General features: G+C 50.9%; 14 protein-coding genes and 1 pseudogene. 7 read left to right on the plus strand and 8 right to left on the minus strand.

The window, feature by feature from the left end:
• Positions 1-94 precede the first annotated feature (94 nt).
• The 3 genes from ACQKE4_RS14360 to ACQKE4_RS14370 all read right to left on the minus strand — a co-directional run bounded on the left by ACQKE4_RS14360 (position 95) and on the right by ACQKE4_RS14370 (position 3,508).
• The gene (locus ACQKE4_RS14360; protein WP_290836585.1) at positions 95-1,093 is read right to left on the minus strand and encodes a TAXI family TRAP transporter solute-binding subunit; all 999 of its coding nucleotides are present in this window, start codon (positions 1,091-1,093) and stop codon (positions 95-97) included.
• A gap of 100 nt (positions 1,094-1,193) precedes the next feature.
• Positions 1,194-2,186: an ABC transporter substrate-binding protein gene (locus ACQKE4_RS14365; protein WP_290836586.1), complete on the minus strand. Its 993-nt coding sequence runs from the start codon at positions 2,184-2,186 to the stop codon at positions 1,194-1,196.
• Positions 2,183-3,508: a Rieske 2Fe-2S domain-containing protein gene (locus tag ACQKE4_RS14370; protein ID WP_290836587.1), complete on the minus strand. Its 1,326-nt coding sequence runs from the start codon at positions 3,506-3,508 to the stop codon at positions 2,183-2,185. Before ACQKE4_RS14370 ends, ACQKE4_RS14365 begins: the two co-directional genes overlap by 4 nt.
• Before the next feature lie 267 nt (positions 3,509-3,775).
• Between ACQKE4_RS14370 and ACQKE4_RS14375 the strand changes: the two are divergent.
• Positions 3,776-5,422: pseudogene (locus tag ACQKE4_RS14375) on the plus strand (transposase).
• A 993-nt stretch (positions 5,423-6,415) separates the two neighbouring features.
• Positions 6,416-6,937: a nitroreductase gene (locus ACQKE4_RS14380; RefSeq protein WP_290836591.1), complete on the plus strand. Its 522-nt coding sequence runs from the start codon at positions 6,416-6,418 to the stop codon at positions 6,935-6,937.
• A 180-nt stretch (positions 6,938-7,117) separates the two neighbouring features.
• Here ACQKE4_RS14380 and ACQKE4_RS14385 read toward each other — a convergent pair whose 3' ends face one another.
• Positions 7,118-9,007, minus strand: a complete 1,890-nt coding sequence (locus tag ACQKE4_RS14385; RefSeq protein ID WP_290836592.1) for an FAD-dependent monooxygenase — start codon at positions 9,005-9,007, stop codon at positions 7,118-7,120.
• A 436-nt stretch (positions 9,008-9,443) separates the two neighbouring features.
• Here ACQKE4_RS14385 and ACQKE4_RS14390 point away from each other — a divergent pair, with 436 nt between their 5' ends.
• The 4 genes from ACQKE4_RS14390 (at position 9,444) to ACQKE4_RS14405 (ending at position 12,810) form a co-directional block, all read left to right on the plus strand.
• Entirely contained in the window at positions 9,444-10,364 is a 921-nt protein-coding gene (locus tag ACQKE4_RS14390) for a TRAP transporter substrate-binding protein (RefSeq protein ID WP_290836593.1), read from the plus strand.
• A 48-nt stretch (positions 10,365-10,412) separates the two neighbouring features.
• Positions 10,413-10,931, plus strand: a complete 519-nt coding sequence (locus tag ACQKE4_RS14395; RefSeq protein ID WP_427389069.1) for a TRAP transporter small permease — start codon at positions 10,413-10,415, stop codon at positions 10,929-10,931.
• Positions 10,932-10,935: 4 nt separating this feature from the next.
• Positions 10,936-12,195, plus strand: coding sequence for a TRAP transporter large permease (locus tag ACQKE4_RS14400; protein ID WP_290836594.1), 1,260 nt, complete (start codon positions 10,936-10,938; stop codon positions 12,193-12,195).
• 141 nt (positions 12,196-12,336) lie between these two features.
• Positions 12,337-12,810, plus strand: coding sequence for a MarR family winged helix-turn-helix transcriptional regulator (locus tag ACQKE4_RS14405; RefSeq protein WP_290836595.1), 474 nt, complete (start codon positions 12,337-12,339; stop codon positions 12,808-12,810).
• A 204-nt stretch (positions 12,811-13,014) separates the two neighbouring features.
• Here ACQKE4_RS14405 and pobA read toward each other — a convergent pair whose 3' ends face one another.
• Positions 13,015-14,199 carry a 4-hydroxybenzoate 3-monooxygenase gene (pobA, locus tag ACQKE4_RS14410; RefSeq protein WP_427389070.1) on the minus strand — a complete coding sequence of 395 codons (1,185 nt, stop codon included), beginning with the start codon at positions 14,197-14,199 and terminating at the stop codon, positions 13,015-13,017.
• Between the two features lie 142 nt (positions 14,200-14,341).
• Here pobA and ACQKE4_RS14415 point away from each other — a divergent pair, with 142 nt between their 5' ends.
• Complete coding sequence (locus ACQKE4_RS14415) at positions 14,342-15,244, plus strand: helix-turn-helix domain-containing protein (RefSeq protein ID WP_427389071.1); 903 nt, start codon at positions 14,342-14,344, stop codon at positions 15,242-15,244.
• 176 nt (positions 15,245-15,420) lie between these two features.
• Here ACQKE4_RS14415 and ACQKE4_RS14420 read toward each other — a convergent pair whose 3' ends face one another.
• From ACQKE4_RS14420 to ACQKE4_RS14430, 3 genes are all read right to left on the minus strand, one after another.
• On the minus strand, positions 15,421-17,355 hold the full coding sequence (locus ACQKE4_RS14420) for a TRAP transporter permease (RefSeq protein WP_290836598.1): 1,935 nt from the start codon (positions 17,353-17,355) through the stop codon (positions 15,421-15,423).
• 4 nt (positions 17,356-17,359) lie between these two features.
• Positions 17,360-18,316 carry a TAXI family TRAP transporter solute-binding subunit gene (locus ACQKE4_RS14425; protein WP_290836599.1) on the minus strand — a complete coding sequence of 319 codons (957 nt, stop codon included), beginning with the start codon at positions 18,314-18,316 and terminating at the stop codon, positions 17,360-17,362.
• Positions 18,317-18,392: 76 nt separating this feature from the next.
• Positions 18,393-19,139, minus strand: coding sequence for a class II aldolase/adducin family protein (locus ACQKE4_RS14430; protein WP_197671968.1), 747 nt, complete (start codon positions 19,137-19,139; stop codon positions 18,393-18,395).
• Positions 19,140-19,219 lie beyond the last annotated feature (80 nt).

Consider the following 19,219-nt stretch of genomic DNA (forward strand, 5'->3'; position numbering starts at 1 on the left):
ACCTGATAGAGTACGCCGTGACCCCGTTTCCGTCAGCAAGTTTAGGAGGGAACTCATAAAAAAAGCCTCTATACTGATTTAATGAGATCCCGCTTCAGCGAAGACCAGCTTCTTCAAGGTAGCGTTGTGCGCCAACATGAAACGGTACTACTTCGATAGACGCCATAATTTCTGGAGTCAACTCGTCCATAGCAGGGTGCACTCCACGCAGCTTATCGTAGTTCGCAAAAATTGCTTTTGTCAGATTATAGGCGGTTTCTTCGTCCATTCTCTCATGTACTGCCAGCGCAGCACCTAGAGACACCGTGGTAGCTGCGTTAGGTGACCAGTCATAAGTGTCTTCCGGAATGGTGAACGGAATGGTACCCGTCCGTTCAGTTACTTGAGCGACAGCGTCCTCGTCTGTCATGGGCAGCATGCGCAAATCCACACTATTACCCGCCTGCATAATAGAGCTGTGCCTAACAAACAGGCTGTTTAAAATCATATCGGCTCGCCGATCCTGTATTAGGCTCATCTGCTCGTCAGATGCCGCATAAATGACCCGCCCCCCCCAACTTTCGATGTCTGCTTCGGTTATACCCAAGGCATCTAACATCTCAATGGCGACATTGGATGCAACATTACCCCGACGATTAATGGCTATAGTGATGGGCGGTTGTAAGCGGGCAATATCCTCTAGGCTTTCAATGCCATAACTCTCTGCGACGGTTTCACGAATAAAGGCCTGCATTGGAGCCCAAGTATACAAATATGCAAGAACGCGAATGTCTTCTGCAGGCTCGCGAAAAGGTTCTGAACCACTTTTGGCCAACTGCAGTTCTGCGTCATGAATCAAGCCCATGTCCGCGTCATCCCTCTGAAGAACTGCCACATTAGCAATTCCACCACCCGACGTCTGATAGGTAATGGTAGAGCCTGGAAATTCTTCGCGAATAGCACTGTCCAGCCCTGCGCCAAGCAAAGACCATAAGCCACCAGGTGATGCACCTGCGACATTCATGTTGTAGGGCTGTGCAGACACTGGGTTAAAAACTACAGTGGTGGCCAACAAAGCCAGGATGCCAATGGGTTTCTTAATTGTTGATTTCATTTTTTCACCTCAGATATTGCTAGTTTGTATTTGTTGTAATCTCGGCGGCCTTAGTCCGAATCGATCCTGTTTCCACTAACCGCCGCATGACTGACTCCGCTTAAATTTTAAAGCTCTCCATGCTAGCGGGATGGAACAGTTCCTCAGGTTCAACTAGACGGCTCGATAACCCTTCAGCATGATGTTGCGCTAAAAACCTCGAGAGTGTTTCCCGGTTCGGCGCAAAGCCATATGACCAAAAATCTTCACCCATCAAAGCGCGAGCGGATCTCAACTGATCTTCAACAAAGGGCAGAGTGACCTTGGTGGCCGAGGTGTCAGACAGCCGGGTTAACGCTTCTTTTTTGGACTGTTCGAATGCCTTATACACCGCGAAAGGTAACCAGGGATGCTGCTCTACCAGAGTTCGTCGGATACCAAGTAAATGCATGATCGGGAAGATTCCAGTGCGACGATACCAGTCCTTGGCCTCATTCATAGGATCATTGAAGAGATAGCCCACATGCGGGTGCCCATAGCTAAAACAGGATGGTGCTCGCGGACCGATTACAGCGTCTATATCGCCAGCGGCCAGTGCGCCACTGAGCGTATCTCCTTCTGGCAGGTTTTCTACCTCTACACCCCGGGTGAGATTCAAATTGATCTTTTCCACTCGACCAGGTTCTTCGTAACCACCACGCACCCAAGTCACATCATTCGGTTTTAGTCCATAGTCTTCCTCCAGAAACAGCCGCACCCAAACATTGGCCGTCAATTGGTACTCTGGTAAACCAATGCGCTTACCTTTCAGATCCGCGGGTGTTTTGATACCACGGTCAGTACGCACGTAAATAGAGGTGTGCCGAAACGCTCGGGAGGGAAACACAGGCACCCCAATGTAAGGGCAGTCACCGTTAGCAGTTTTTACTACGTAACTGCTCATGGACAACTCGGTGATGTCAAAATCAGCGTGCCGAAAGGCTCGAAAGAAAATTTCCTCCGGGTCATGCAACATGAAAACGGGGTCAACTCCATCAATCTGAACTTCACCGTCCACCAGAGCCCTAATGCGATCATAATTGCCCACCGCTACGGATAAATTCAGCTTACTCATACGTCGTTTTCTGCCTGTTCTGTTAATTTTTGCATATCAGGATGGGTCTTCTCCTCCTCAGCCATGCCGAGCTCGCGCCATTCAGTGCCCTTTTCGACAATTCCTTCAAAGGATTTGAGATGAGCATGAGGAATCCGTGGCTCCACTCGACCTATCACTGGACCACCGTCTCTCACCTTTTTGGCTGCTTCAACCATCTGGCGCCGAAACTCCACAATGGCTACGTCACTTGCACCCAGCACGTCATCAGAACGATCTGCTATTGAACCCATAGTTTCCCACATCGCAATATCCTGGTTTGGAATGCCACGAATGCCGGTAAAACTCTCACCGGTTTTCATCAGGATGCGATCCTGCCAATAATTGTTTTCGAAAGTCCGAAATCGGTTAAACTGCGCGTCCAGGTCAATGCCAATCTGCATGCCCAGAAACTTGCGCCAAGTTTCCCGATCTGGAGTAGTAGCGGAATTACCCCAGGCGATGAAATGAAACGCTGTATGTGTGTCGTCAATTGGAATATGTAAAATTGCTACGTCGTAACGATTGTTCGGGGGGATTTGGACAGTGAACGGCGCTAGAAACAGAGTGGTACGGATATATTCGTGCGTTTTGGCGTCTTTTATGGGTCGGCGAATAGCTGCGTAACGGAAACCAAACGGTGTCTTCTGCAATTGCAACTTGGGTGCCCGGTCGGTCGAAGGGCGGTACCACTTTTCATCGTCAGCTTCAGCCGATGCCTTACGAGCTGGCACCATATCTGTGGAATGCAGCGTAGATGAGTGGGCTGAATCTATTGCACCTTCTAAAATTTGCGCCCAGTTGCAGTCAATCTTGGCTTTTGCAATGGATACTTTAGTATCGGGTGTTGGCTGAAATACCGGCGCTTCGAATTCTGGTACGTTTTCTTGATCGCCCATGTATACCCAAACAAAACCCGCTGCCTCATGTGTTTTATAAGCTTTGTGCTTAACTTTTTCGGTCATTCCTGAGCTGCTCGGCTCGGAGGGCATTTCTAGAATGTTACCTTCAACATCAACTTTCCAACCATGGTAGAGGCACCGAAGCCCACATTCTTCATTGCGCCCCAAAGCAAGTGAAGCACGTCGATGAGGGCATCGCTCATCGAGTACCCCTACTCTGCCATCTGTGTCTCGAAATGCGACCAGATCTTCACCCAGTAAGCGTAATCGAACTGGTACTCCGTCGGCTTCATTGACTTCCTCTGATAAGCACGCGGGCAGCCAATGGCTGCGCATGATTTTTCCCATCGGAGCGTTGCCTTCTACCCGACAGAGTAAATCGTTGTCTGCATGCGATAACATAGCTAAAACCTCATTATTGTTAATATTAATTCATTGCCAAAATGAAATGTTAAATTTTAATAACGGACTCACACAACAAACTTAGCTATCTAAGTTTAAAAGTCAAGTAAAAAATAACACGCCTGAACGTCAGCAAAGTCTTTGAGATGAGAGATCAACTCACTAACTGACGTCTAGAGCCCTTGAGTGGGTCATTGAGGCTGTAGAAAAACCCCACTGACGGCTAAGTTTTGGTAGGATCGAGGAAATAGACGAGGAGTGGTCAGCATGCCGCGCTTCAAAGCTTATAACTACGATCAGAACGCCATGGTGGTGATTAACTACCAAGATCAACTCCAACCCGGCACCTTTGAACACGCGGTGCACTACCTGATCGAGCACAAGCTCGACTTATCCGTTTTCCATCCCAAGTACCGCAACGGTGCGACCGGTCGGCTGGCCTATGATCCGGCTATCCTGCTTAAGATTATCCTGTTTGCTTACTCACAAGGCATCACTTCCAGTCGCGAGATGCAGTGGAGCTGCGAGACCAATATTATTTTCAAAGCCCTTTCCTGCGATACCGTGCCCCACTTCACCACACTGGCCAGCTTCGTCAGTCGACATGCCGATGAGATTGAAGCGCTGTTCGAACAAGTGCTGCTGGTGTGCCACGAACAAGGCTTGTTGGGTAACGAACTCTTTGCGATTGATGGCTGCAAGATGTCCTCCGATGCCTCAAAAGAGTGGTCTGGCACGTTCAAAGAATTGGACGAGAAACGTGAGAAACTGAGAGGCCTAATTCGGCATCACCTACTGGAGCACTACGCGCGTGATGAGGCGAGACGGAAGCCGATCTGGATCGGGATATCCGACGGGCCAAGACGATTCTCTCGCTAGATGCCGCCATGAACAAAGTAGATCGTTTCCTAAAGACGCACAGCCCAAGGACGGGCCGGGGGAAGCGAATCAAGGAAGTGAAGAGCAACCTCACTGATAACGAAAGTGCCAAAATGACGACAAACAAGGTCACGATCCAAGGCTATAACGGCGTCGCCACGGTGGATAAAAAGCACCAGATCATCATTGATGCTCAGGCTTTCGGCGAAGGCCAGGAACACCACACTTTGCAGCCCGTACTGGAAACGGTCGAAGCCCGGTTTAAGAAACTGGGGATAGCGGAAAACATCTACCAAAAAGGGACTGTCGTCACCGCCGATACCGGTTTCGCCAATGACAAATTTATCGGGAATAAATTTGAACAGCCGCAGGCTGGCCCGGAAGGCGAGTCTCATGGATGAGACGAGTAAACCCAATATGAAGTACCTTCACGAACGACAGACCAACGGCTACATCCCCGATAATCAGTTCCGCAGCCGAGATCCGAAATTTACCGACCAGAAAAGCAAATACGGTAAGCGCCACCAGAACTTACCAGATAAAGGCTGGCGAGAGACGATGCCAGCCAGCGCGTTCCAATTTGATCCTGCAAAGCTAACGTGTATCTGCCCAACGGGCGAAAAGTTGACCTATAGAGGTCAACGGGAAACCGATCATGGCCAGACCCGAGTGCACTTCGAGGGGCGTTTGCTGCAATGTCGGCACTGCCCAAAAAAATACCACTGTATGCAGAACCCGAGCTCTGCCGACCATCGCAAGGGAGCTGGTCGACAAGTGTCTTTTATTATCGAGAACAAACGCTTACCCAATTACACGGACTGGATGAAGCATCGGGTTGATAGCCCGAAGGGCAAAGAGATTTACAGCCATCGCATGTCAGTCGTAGAGCCTGTATTCAGTAACATTGGCACGACGAAAAAACTGAACCGTTTCAGCCTTCGGGGTAAGAAAAAGGTGCAAGGTCAGTGGCAGCTCTACTGCTTGGTGCATAATATTGAGAAGTTAGCGAATTATGGTCATTTGGCCGCGTCATGAAGGGCTTAGAGTGGGATAAGTGGCTTTCTAAGAGTAGACGACCGTCTTCAACAAGCTTTAGCTGGGCGTTCAAGTGGCTAAATGCCGAGATTAAGATTACTCAACCAGATGACTGGCTGAGTAAGTAAATTAAGACGAGAGATGGTGGAGACGGCTCGAAATCGGTTTTTCTACAGCCTCATTAGCGCAAGAGCACTCGTTGTCCGTGCTCGAAGTTGGTGGATGTGTAGTGGTCAACTAATCCCGGACAGTAATTTAAGATTTTCCTCAGCCACAACGGGAGGCATGCCATCGTTAAACGAGTGAGGGCGCTGCTGGTAAGTCAGTCCCCTGGTCTTTGATACTTGCTTCGGCATTCTGAAATGCCCCGATAGTTACCAGTGTGCATTATGTTGCACTGACCGATTAAATCTACCCCCAGGCCAATTAGGATGCCCAGTACAAGAGAAACCGGCTTAAAAGCCGAGTTTTCCGCATAGGACGTTTGCACAACGGCCCCAGAGGTTTGCGACATGGTAGTTACCTGCAGAGGAATAACAGTACAGGTGAGTGTTGCGACTGACGAGCCGAGTCGCCAATACCTCTCAGGTTGATATGCATACCTAATCGAGCCATTTATTTAAAAACGTGAATCTCTTTATAGGCTTAAAAAATCAACTGGTTAATAGTTTATAAGTGACTATTTCGGAAGTTGGCACATCCTTAAATTTTGCACGGGATAGGGTATATTCACTTAAATTGAGACGTATCGCTTACAACTAATAGATGAACTAACTCTTTTGCCGGTGTAAGCCACCTGCGAGTAGTTGCAAGGCAAAGCACCGCGCGACTCTTTTAGGGAGTGCCACATGCATGTAGATACCGCCATCACCAGCCGCAAATCGGTGCGTCGTTATCTCGTCACCCCCGTCGAGCGCGCAACGATTATGCACATAGCAGATTGCTAGCCGCGCGCCCAGCGGTAGCAATATCCAGCCGTGGAAAGTGCATGTGGTGGCGGGGGCCGCTAAAGACCAGCTGTGCCAGCGGTTATTAGACGCCGTTGATCACGGCAAAAGCAATACACCTGAGTATCACTACTACCCGCAGAACTGGTTTGAACCCTACCTGGAGCGCCGTCGTCGCTGTGGCTTTGGTCTCTATGCAACGCTGGGCATTGGCCGCGACGATAAAGCCAAGCGCGAAGCCCAGGCGCGGAGGAATTTTCAGTTGTTTGATGCGCCCGTAGGGCTTTTCATCACGATGGATCGTCGCCTGGAAACCGGCAGTTTTATGGACTGCGGCATGTTTATCCAAAGTGTGATGCTGGCCGCCCGTGGCCAAGGGCTGCATACCTGCCCGCAGGCTGCCTTTGCTTGGTACCACTCAATTATTCGCGATGAGCTTAAGTTGGATGAAAACTCGCTACTGCTCTGCGGCATAGCCCTGGGCTACGAAGACATGCAGGCACCCGAAAACGGCTTTATTACCGAGCGAGAAAGTGCTGAGAATTTCACTACATTTCATGGTGTTTAAGCACAAAAAAGCCCAAGCAGATGCTTGAGCAAGGAGGAAAACTGGTAAAAGGCTAAGCACTACTCAAACAACTCATAGGGCAAACCGACATAGTTTTCTGAGCTAGTATCCAGACCGATAGTTGAGAAAGGGCATGGTCACCTAGGAAGACATCGCTACTATTAATTGACTTGGATGTTCTCAGCGAGTCTTCGTCATAAAGTTTGAGAAGAACTGGGTAAGCTCATCAAACCCATCGAGCGGAAGCACAAGCGAGACGTATTGATCCGGACGTACCACCACAAGCGCGCCAGCGCCACGATCAATACCACGTAGATCGAAGATATCCTGGTCGGTATCCAGCACCGGGGCATGGGCTTTCTGGTAGTCCTGAAGGCCGAGGGTGCCCTTATGTGGTTTAAGAACATCGTGCATATCGGCCCAGTCCACCTCAAGGTGCGATTGCTGGATGATGCCGTGAATATCGAAGACCGCATCAGGATCGGCCCCTTGTGGGGTGAATCGACGGATCGGCGAAGCGTCGCTAGCAAGGTAGTCCATCAGTGCGTTAAACCGCGACCCCGGGCTTCTCGGGTCGACCATGTCGGCGAAGGCGTAGAGCCGCCAGCGGCCGTCGGCGCGATGGACATGCCCGAGATGGGTCTGCCTGGCATCGCCGAGCCGGATCACCTCGGCCGAATGGAACCGCCGCCCGGGTGGGAAGCCGGTGGCCAAGTGCAGGTGGGTATCGTCACCGGTGAGCAGGTCCGGTGCGTAGTGGGTGGCAAACCCGGCGGTGAACTCACTGTTAGTGACAAACTGGCGCTGCACCTCAGCCAGGCCTTTCATGGCGGCCTGCGGGTCGTCGGCGTCTTGCGCAGCACCGATCGCCCTTGACCAGCGGGTATCCATCTCGATTAGATTCTCGGCGATGACGTGACGCTCGGCATTGTAGGTGTGTAGTAGGCTGGCTGGGCTGCGCCCCTGCAGCACCGAGATCAGCTTCCAGCCCAGGTTGAAAGTGTCCTGCATCGACACGTTCATGCCCTGGCCGGCCTTGGCGGTGTGGGTGTGGCAGGCATCGCCGGCGATAAAGACCCGTGGCGTGCGACTCTCCATCTGGTCGTCATCGACATCGTCGAACTTGTCAGTGACCCGGTGGCCGACACGGTAGACGGAGAACCAGACGGTCTCCTTCACCTCGAAGGTGTAAGGCGCCAGGACCGCCTGGGCCTTGGCCAGCACATCATCCTTGGTCAGCCAGGCATCCGGGGCGATGTTACCCATGTCGACGTAGAGCCGGACCATATAGCCGCCTTCACGCGGGATCAGCAGGATATTGCCCGCGTCGGCGGATTGAATCGTGCACTTGAAGCGGATGTCCGGGAAGTCGGTCACCGCCAGCACGTCCATCACGCCCCACGCCTTGTCTTCGCCGTGGCCTTGCGGTACACGACCGATGGAATCGCGCACGACACTGTGCGCACCGTCGCAGCCGACCACATGCTTCGCCCGAACGGTGACCTCGCCATCCGGCGTGTTGAGGATAACGGTGACTCGCTCATCGGCGGCCTCGGGGACTTCTACCTTGACCGTCTCATGACTATAGTCGACCCCCAGGCGGCTGGGAGAGTTGTGCATGTATTCCAGCAGGAAGTCGAGTAGTCGAGCCTGGTTAACAATCACGTGCGGAAACTCGGAAAGTCCGTCGCGAACGTCCTGAACACGACCGAGGCGAGTGATCCGAGCCTTGTCACCGCCGTCCGGGCCCCAGAAGTGAGTCTCGTTAATCCAGTAGGCCTCACTGGTCAACCGCTGGGCCAGGCCAAAGGCCTCGAACATCTCGACCGTACGGCAGGCGATACCATCGGCACGCCCCACTTCTAGCGGCCCCTCAGCCTTCTCCACGACGCGGGTGACAATCTCGGGGAATGTCGAAAGCTGGGCGGCCAGCAGCAGTCCGGCTGGGCCGGTACCGACGATCAAGACATCGACCTCCTCGGGAAGCGGCCCCTGCTTGGCACTGCGCCCTTCTGCCAGGGGGTGAATTCGCGGATCGCCACTGCGGTAACCGTCGAGGAAGTACTGCATCTGCTCGCTCCATCCCGTGTGTTACGGGTTTTCGTTGTTAAAAGTCCCTCAAGGGGCTGGGGCATATCTGATTTAGCAATCAGCCATCGCTATATTAATCAGTATTGTGATCAATTCAATGGCGGGCAATTAGACTTTCCTCCAAGGCCAAGCGTACTTTGCGGCAGAATTGGGTGAGCTATTACCCTATCTATGTATCGACCTTCGGATAATTGATCATTATTGTGATCATCACAATAATGACGCATATCAAGAATCAATCATCCGCATGCCTTGACCTTCTCGACTTTGATAGATACATGGTCAGGCAATTGCCCTCCCCCAGCGACAAATGACAAGAGAGTTAACAATGATAATTACCTCACACGTTTCGTGCCGCCATACCCTAAGCATAACGCTGCTTTCAGCCACTTTGCTCCTCGTTAGCACACCGCTCATGGCCAAGGAACTTCGCTTAGGTTTGATCACTCCTCCACAGCACATCTGGACGCAAACCGCTGAGCGCTTTGCCGACGAGGTTGCCGAGCGCAGCGACGGTGAATTGACTGTAGCGCTATTTCCTTCTGGTCAAATGGGTGATGAGTCAGCGATGTTTTCGCAAATGGAAACAGGCTTACTCGACATGGGCATTATGACAGCTGCATTAACTAGCCAACGCGAACCATCGGTAGTCGGTTGGTTTACGCCGTTTCAATTTAATAGTGTGGCCCAGGCGGCCGAAGTGGCCGATACCGATGCAGCCCAGCAGATGCTTAGGAATTTAGAAAACAAAGGTCTTCACGCCTTTGGCTACACATTTGCGGGCATGCGTCACATTTTGATGCGTGACGAGCAAATAGAAAGTGCAGCGGATGTTGCTGGCAAAAATATGCGCATTATCCCCTTTTCAGCGATGAACGCTTGGTGGCGAGCGGTCGACGCTCGACCAATGCCGATCAGTTTGCCGGATGTTTATCAAGGTCTACAGAACGGTATGCTAGATGGCGTGGATATCGATCTTGATGCTTTAGTGGGGTCTGGCTTTTACGAGGTCGCCGAACATCTCACGCTGACCAATCACATGGCCTTCCCTGCCGTGTCGGTAATGAGCCAGGCCACGCGCGCCTCGCTCTCTGATGATGAGCGCCAATTGATAGACGCCGCCATGGAGGATGCGCTGGCTTGGGGTATTGAGGCACAAATAGAAGCGGAAGAACGTAATCTGACCATGCTCGAAGACCGCATTAATGTGTATACGCTCGAAAGCGCTGAAGACGCTTTCAGCACGGCGAACCAAGCGTTCGCTGAGCGCTTTGGCGACCATCCGCTTATCCAAGCATTCCAGCAACAGTCTACCGAACTCCTTAACGCTGAATAAAATGCGCCGGGGCGCTTCTGCGCCCCGAACCAAAGAGGCGTACCCAAGATGCATTTTCCCCAAGATACCTGGCTAACCAAGGCGAGTCGCCAGCTAGCCGGGGTTGAACAGCTGCTCTGCAACATGCTGATAATAGCTTTTAGCGCGTTGCTTATTACCAATGTTTTCGCACGATACGTACTTAACAGCCCGCTCTTTTTTGCCAATGAGCTAGCCGTATATATTCTGATTTGGATGGCGTTTCTCGCCATCTCTATCGCCATACATAATGACCAGCACGTACGTTTGACCATGCTGATTGCGATGCTGCCTAAAACGGCTCAGCGCGCTTGCTATTGGCTTACTGAGCTGGTCTGTCTGGCGATACTTACTACTATTCTGTGGTACACCATCGCTTGGCTGTGGTCACCTTCGATCCACTACGATATAGCTATTACGCTCGATTGGCCCAAGTGGCACTTCTATCTCATCGTGCCGCTTTTCTGTGTCACATCGATTTTTCACCTCATCGCTAGGCTTTTTGATCGCTCGCGAGCGAGTTTCGCCCTAGCCAACGACGAGGAGTGACCCAATGACGCTTGCGGCTTTTATTGTGTTGATGCTGCTTGGAATGCCCATTGCCTTTGTCCTCCTGGCTTCAACACTTACCTTCGTGATCACTTCCGGCAACTACCGTTTATTTGAAAACCTACCCCAGGTTATTTTTGGCTCGCTAGAGGTATTTGATCTGCTGGCGATTCCGCTGTTTATTCTTTTAGGCGAAATAATGAATGAGGGCGGCATTACACGTCGCATTATCACCGCCACACGAGCCTGGTTTGCGTGGATTCCTCATAGCATTGCCTATGTATCCCTCACCTCGAACTTGATGCTCGCCTCTATTATGGGTTCAGCGACGGCGCAAATCGCCATTATGAGCCGGGTAATGACCCCCGAATTGGAGCGTGATGGTTACGACAAGGGGTTCGCCGCTGCGTTGACGGCAGGTGCTGGCCTGCTGGGGCCGATTATTCCGCCGTCAATGGTGTTTATTATCTATGGCGTCATTGCTCAAGTGTCGATTGGTGCCATGTTCATGGGGGGCATTCTGCCTGGGCTACTGCTGTTTATACTGATCAGCGGCTTAATCGCGATCATGGCGCGTCGCGCGCGTAAGAAAGGCAGTGTTGATCAGGAACGCACGCCTCTATGGCGTGCGACTCGTGGCGCACTGCTCACACTTAGCATTCCCATCGTCATTGTGGGTGGTATCGCGTTTGGCATAGTGACGCCTACTGAGTCTGCAGCGGCTGCGACGCTAATGGCGGTGGTGATAGGCGCCCTCTTCTTTCGAGAGCTTAAGTGGGGGCAGTTACCTGGTGTTTTGAGCCGAACAGCACGCAATACTGCCATTGTGCTATTTCTGATTGTCGCGGCAAAAGCTTTTGGCTGGGTACTGGTGTATAACCAGATACCTCAGCAGGTAGCCGGGCTAATGCAAGGCACAACCGAAAGCCCGCTGGTGTTTATGCTTCTGGTGTTCATGATGCTGATGGTAGTAGGGATGGTGCTTGATGGGATCGCCGCGCTGATCATCCTAGTGCCAATTTTGCTTCCAGTGGCACAACAAAGTTACGGTATTGATCCCGTCCATTTTGGCATCATCACCTGTATGACACTAAGCCTCGGACTATTAACGCCACCTGTTGGTGCAGGGCTCTATGTTGCCTCCGCTATCAGCAACGTTAGCTTGCCTCGCATTACAAAGTGGATCTTTCCGTTCATCCTCGCGGCCTGCCTCGTTATATTGGCGGTCATCTTTAACCCCTGGCTCGTTAACGTTTTTGTTTAAGTATAGCCATTATCTCCTGCTTACTCTTTATTGAAGAGAGGCACTGGCCAGTATCATGGCGGCCAATGCCTCTCATCCAGTGCCTATCACAGAAACTTCTGCTATGGTCACAACGTATTTTTACCCTTTATAAGACTCCACATGACCCGATCACCGCTATCTGAAGCTTTTGACTTACCTGGCAATCTTTTAAGACGCTGCCACCAAATTAGCGTGGCTATTTTTTTGCGCAAGTGCGAAGCGTTCAACCTTACCCAACTGCAATATATAATTCTTTCTGCACTTGAAGAGATGGGAGCCAGTGACCAAATCACCTTAGGCGGCTATACGGCGTTAGATCGCAATACCATCGCGGTCGTGGTTCGAAAATTAGAGGAGCGCGGACTCATTACCCGGCACCGCAACCCTGAAGATCGTCGTTCGATGGTGGTGAAGCTCACCAAGGAAGGAAAGGCGTTACGAGAAGCCGTAGAACCTGCCGTTGAAGAAGTTCAAAGTGACATCCTGGCGCCGCTTAACGCCGAAGAGCAACAGATATTGCTTTCTCTGCTGCAAAAGATCGCTAACGATAATAACCATTTAAGCCGTGTTCCAGTGCGCTTAAACGAAAGATAGTACTGTTATCTGTAGCGGAACCTACGCCTCCCATGACTTCCGCTTTGTTTATTCGGCTTGGCACTTGGTTATTAAGAAGCTCCCGAGAATGTCTTTATTACCGGACGTGAAAGCGTGAAGAACTTTACAACTTTTCATGACATTTAAGCAAAAAAGCCCAAGCAGATGCTTGGGCAATGAGGAAAACTGGAAAAAAGCTAAGCGCTACTCAAGCGACTCATAGGGCAGGCCCACATAGTTTTCTGCAATGGTGGTTAGCCCCGCTTTAGAGCTAGTCACGTAATCCAACTCGGCCAGCTGCATGCGGCTGTTGAAATCCTCTTCATCTGAGAAGTTATGCAGCATGGAGGTCATCCACCAGGAGAAACGCTCGGCTTTCCAGATGCGTTTCAGGCACGTTTGCGAGTAGCGCTCGATCAGATCTGTACGGCCTTCTTGGTAGACCTTCATCATTAACCGGTAAAGCGTATTGACATCGCTGGCAGCCAAGTTAAGCCCTTTGGCACCAGTGGGCGGCACGATATGCGCCGCATCGCCGACCAGAAACAGCCGCCCGTACTGCATGGGTTCAACCACATAGCTTCGCAGCGGCGCGATGCTCTTCTCAATCGAAGGCCCAGTCACCAGCTTTGCGGCAACGTCGTCAGGCAGGCGGTGCTTCAGCTCTTGCCAAAACCGCTCATCTGACCAGTTTTCAACTTTTTCATCTAACGGCACTTGCAGGTAGTAACGGCTGCGGGTGGCGGAGCGCATGCTACACAGACTAAAGCCGCGCTCATGGCGCGCGTAGATCAGCTCATCAGAGACCGGGGGCGTGTCCGAGAGAACCCCCAGCCAGCCAAACGGATAGACCTTTTCAAACTCTTTAATACGCTCTTGAGGAATCGATTGGCGGGATACACCATGGTAGCCATCACAACCGGCAATGTAATCGCAATCGAGCCTGACCGTTTCGCCGTTGTGCTCAAAGGTGAGATAGGGGCTGTCACTCTCCAGATCGTGGGGCTGAACGTTTTCTGCTTCATAAAGTGTTGTTGCACCGTTAGCTTCACGAGCCTCCATTAAATCCCGCGTTACCTCGGTTTGACCGTAAATCATGACTTTACTGCCACCGGTCAGCTCATCCAGAGCGACACGCACGCGGCGGTTGTCGAAGGCAAGCTCAAAACCATCATGGGGTAAGCCTTCTTCCTCCATCCGCTGTTCAACACCCGCTTCGCGCAGTAGGTCCACCATGCCCTGCTCAAGCACACCGGCGCGAATACGGCTTAATACATACTCTCCGCTACGCCGCTCAACAATCACGTTATCAATGCCTTGGCGATGCAGTAGCTGGCCCAGCAATAGGCCAGAGGGGCCTGCGCCAATTATCGCGACCTGGGTTTTCATAGGGGCCTCATCGTTGTCATTATATAAATGCTTATGACTTGTATTTTTCAATGAAACGATGCGCATAATAAGGCATGAATGGAACAGTTAATTGGACTTTCCAAGCGTTATGGCACGACATTAGTCGCATGAGGAGCAGCGCGTGAAAACAGCAACGACAACCCATGTTCCCGTGTTCAAGCTATACGGTGAAACCCAGCACTGGCCGACGCCGGACTTATTACACTGTGAGTCAATTCCCGAACGCAGCCGTCTGCATGATTGGCGCATTCGCCCTCACCGGCATGTTGATTTAGTGCATATTCTATTTATCAGCCACGGCAGCCTTGAACTAGAGCTTGAAGGGGCTAAACAACGCCTTGAAGGCGCGGTAACCATTATTGTGCCCGCGATGGCCATCCATGGTTTTCATTTTTCTCCCGATATCGGCGGTCACATTATTACCCTGGCGAAGCCGTTGGCCGATCACCTTAACGAGCTAATGGGTGAAAGCAGTGCGCTACGCAAAGCCGATTTTCTACGCCTTAATCAGCCCGCTAACACCCAGCGCATTGCAACGTTAATCGACCAAATTGACCAGGAGTACCGCCAGCCCGCTCCTGGACGAAACCGGCTGCTTGAAGCGCTGGTACAGGCGTTAGTTGTCGAGTTATCGCGTCTTACCGATTATCCTGACAGGCCTGCAAAGCGCCATGGCCCCCGCCAGTACGATAAGGGGCGCATGCATCTTGAGAACTTCCAAGCGCTGATCGAAGCTCATTACCGTGAACAGCCAAGCATTGAACAGTTAGCCGAGCAGATAGGTGTGAGCAGCGCACACTTGAACCTGCTCTGCCGCCAACTCGCCGGGCACAGCGCTCTGCAATTACTGCATGAGCGCCTAATGCTAGAAGCCAAGCGCCAGCTCACCTATACCAATATGACCATTGGCGAGGTCTCCGACAGCTTAGGCTTCTCAGAACCGGCTTACTTCACGCGCTTTTTTAAGCGCAATACCGCCCTTTCACCAAGGGATTTTCGGCTGCGGCAGCACGCTCAGTCATAAAGGGCACTATATCTGGGCGGCGGCCAGGTCTGTATTCAAAGCGATAGTGTTGGGAGAAAGGCCACCCTCTAAAATGATTTTCCAATTATGAATAAATCATTTGAGTTCTGAACATCGTAAAACATGCTCCCAATTTTCCCCTTAGATTACGTTTTCACTATATTTCAAGCAAAAAACTAAACCAAGGGAAGGGCAGACCTATTTTTAGAGAAATATTTATAAGCTATGCAAAAGCCTAAAACTGTTAAGCCTATAATGTCGGTGTAGAAGCCACCGGAGAAAAGATCCGCTGGAATAAGCAGGAATAACCCTCCAAATAGTAATAAGCAGCGATACCATGTGCTCACTATACCGTGCATATAACCAACGATTCCCGCCGTAACCATGTATATGCCTAATATTGCCGTTCCTAACGCCAAAACTACCTCTATAAGGCTCCCTTCTAATATAAGAGATGGGGCAAATAGAAATAGAAACGGTACGACATAGGCTGGCCAGGCCAGGCGCATTGCAGCAATACTCGTACTCCACGCTCCAGCACCAGCAATGTTAGCGGCCGCGAATGAAGCGAGGGCCACAGGTGGAGTCACCATAGAAAGAAGACCGAAGTAAAAGACGAAAAGGTGTGCCGAAATCACAGGTATACCGACCTCAACAAGTGCTGGCGCCACTAGCGTTGCGAGTAAGATATATACCCCTACAGTGGGCATTCCCATACCTAGCACAATACTAATTAGCGCGGTAATGAGAGCTAGCAGGAAAACATTCTCTCCACTTGCGTTGATAATATGAAGCGTGAGATTAAAGGCGAGGCCTGAAATATTGAGTACACCAATGATTAAACCAGCTGCAGCACAAACAATAACGAGCCCACACGCGGCTCCCCCTGCTGAAGACACAACCGGCCAAATATCACTAAGCGCAATGCGGCGTCCACGATACCCAAAAATTAAGCTTACAATTAACAGGGTGAGCACCGCCAAAACGGCCGCTCGTTCGGGGCGCATATTTAAAGCAAACAGTGCATAAAAGAGGATTAAAAAAGGAATTAGAAAATGCCAGCCTTGTTTTAACGAATGCCAGCCTGAGGGGATCTGGGAGGCTTCGACCGAGCGAATATTGCGCTTGGCGGCATAAAGATCAACGTTGATAAAAATGGCAAGGTAGTACAGCAGTGCAGAAGGCAGCGCTGCCATCATGACCGTTGAGTAGTCGACACCTATGAAGTCTGCCATGATAAATGCAGCCGCCCCCATTACAGGAGGTACTAGTTGGCCACCTGTAGAAGCCACTGCCTCTACCGAGGCTGCATAAGAAGGGGTGAAGCCTGCCCTTTTCATCATTGGGATCGTAACAACGCCAGTGCCAACCACGTTACCCACGGCACTGCCCGATATTGAGCCGAAGAGCCCCGAGGCGGTGACGGCAACTTTGGCTGGCCCCCCTCGAAATCGCCCCATGCCCGCTAAAGCGATGTCATTGAAAAAATCAGCTGCCCCGCAACGCGCCAGCAGCTGGCCGAACAGCAAAAATGGAATGACGATTAGCACTGCGACTTTTAGAGCAGTACCAAGCATCCCATTTGCATCGATCGCGAGATAGACCACCAGCTCCGATAACGTTGTCTCTCTGCTCTGAAGTTCTCCTGGGACAAGATGTCCAAATAGCCCGTAGGCTAGAAATATCAGAACAACCGATAGGATGCCAATACCGGCAGAGCTTGGCAGGTTAAATATAAGTGCGCTGAACAGGACTACGCTAGTCGCAATAAGCCAGCCCGGAAGATAGGGAGCCTCCATCGATATCATTGGATAGTAGAGGGAGACATACAGCCCAACACAAAATGTTAAAGCCGCACAGACAAAATCGGTTATTTTAAGAAGTCTTTTTTGAGAGTGCTCCGCCATGATCAAAAAACCAGCAGAGAGAGCAAGTGTTAGAACTAAGGCCAAGAGCTGTACATCGTAAACTGAAATGTTCAGCAGTTGATGCATGTTGCCGGCATAAGCGACCGGCAGCAGTACCATTAGTCCTCCTGCGAGCATCTTCAACTGCTTGATCACACTAGTAGACATGTCAGGAACCATGGTGTCATCTTTGGACTCTAGCATGACGTTACTCCATCATCCCTACTTCATTATAAAAGCTAATCGCACCTGGGTGATAGCTTAACCCATTGAATTCAGGCGCCATTCTTTCAGGATCAAATTCCGCAAAGGTTCTGAGAATTCCACGCACTTTTTCAGGATTATCATGTAAAAGCTTCACAATTTCATAAACAGTTTCTTCAGGAACATGTGTTCCCGCCGTTAGCACGTAGTCGTAACCCATCATTGGAGTAGGCTCATCCACGCCTACACTGTCACTGCCCGGTTCGACCGTCTGAATATAAGAGGTGGGTACGAATTCCTGCATCGCTGCTTCGGCCTCGGGTGTATCGTTGACCGCAAGCCAGCGGATGCCTAGGGAAGCATCTGCCTCGCGTGTTTTACCCCCTTGTAATGCGAAGAAAGCTACATCTACGTTGCCCGTAATAAAGTCATCGACGCCATTTGGCACAGAAGGAACCATGTGCGCTTCCATATCATCAATAGACAGCCCCCCAGCAGCGAGAATGCCATCGACCTGAAATTTTAAGGTCGGCTGAGCTGTGTACCCATAGGTGATACTCGTGCCTTCAATATCGGAGACTTTGTAATAATCTGAATCTTCACGCACCATGAAGCCATAAGCTGAGGAGCTCAGCGAGGCAACAACTCGAAGGTTTTCCAGGGGCCTACCCTCGAATGGCTCCTGTCCCTGTACAGCAGCCGAAATATCGGGACTTGGTATTAATTGCAGGTCTAGACGCCCTGTATCAATCATTGGCATCGACTGTCCCGTTCCGCCATAGGCCTGAACACGCACATCTATACCCGCTTCATCAGATAGAAACTTCGCCATACCGGCATTGACGGCGTAGTTTTGTGAGCCTTGAGTTCCTGCGCCAATACCAAGCGACTGTGCGTTTGCACCGTTAGCCATAAAGAGTGTTGTACCGAGGAAAATTGCGCCCAGCATTGTTTTTTTCATGGTAATACTCCGTTGTTAATTTTATTTTTATCGATGATAAATAGCTTGTTTTTGTTGGGGTCAATCGCTTCCGTGCTTATATTCCACTATATCCAGCACGTGCCACCCAATAATCCCACGCACGTGCTAATGGCATAGGACTTAGGAGCATGGCGCTGGTTTTTTCTATCTCTCCGTCGGTCAAGTAGCTCAGTTCTCCGATCTGTAACGTGTCATGAATGAGCTTGGCATTATCCTTCAATCCTATAGAGACCATGCAAACCGCCTTAAGATTGTCAGCAGCACAGACACACCCATGCCCACGCAATAGAGCAACACGGCTTTCACCAAGTACCTTAGAAAGCGAGTGGCCCATCTCCATTGAATCTACAAGCATATTGGTATCGCCGAATTCGTCTTGGCTGTCCCAAGTTTCTATTGTTGAGCCTATTACGGCTGACATATGAAAGATCGGACGCAATGAAATGGCGTTCATGGTAAACGGCAGGATTGAGCGCGCATGATGATGCGTGACCGCGTTCACGTCGGGTCGATCCTTATAAATTGCGCCATGAATATGTCGCTCAGCATAAGGCCGACGATGGTCACTGCCGACCAACTCGCCATCCAACGTAAACTCCATGATATCGCCACGGGTCACTACCTCGGGACTGCGCGAGCGCGATAAGAAATAGCGATCAGGGTTCAGTGGGTTTCGTACGCTCACATGCCCAAAGTCATCTATTACGTCTTCACGAGCAAGAATGCGATTGGCAATGACTAGGTTGGTAATTGTCGTCTCAAGGATATCGTGCTCGAAACGTACGCTCATATTTTCAGACATTTGTTGGCTACTCCGCCGGAAGGGATTGGGAATGACTTCCTTCAGACTAGTTGTGTATTGTCACTTGAACTAATATATAT

This window comes from Halomonas sp. NPDC076908 (assembly GCF_050269715.1).
In the GTDB taxonomy this organism is placed as follows: domain Bacteria; phylum Pseudomonadota; class Gammaproteobacteria; order Pseudomonadales; family Halomonadaceae; genus Vreelandella.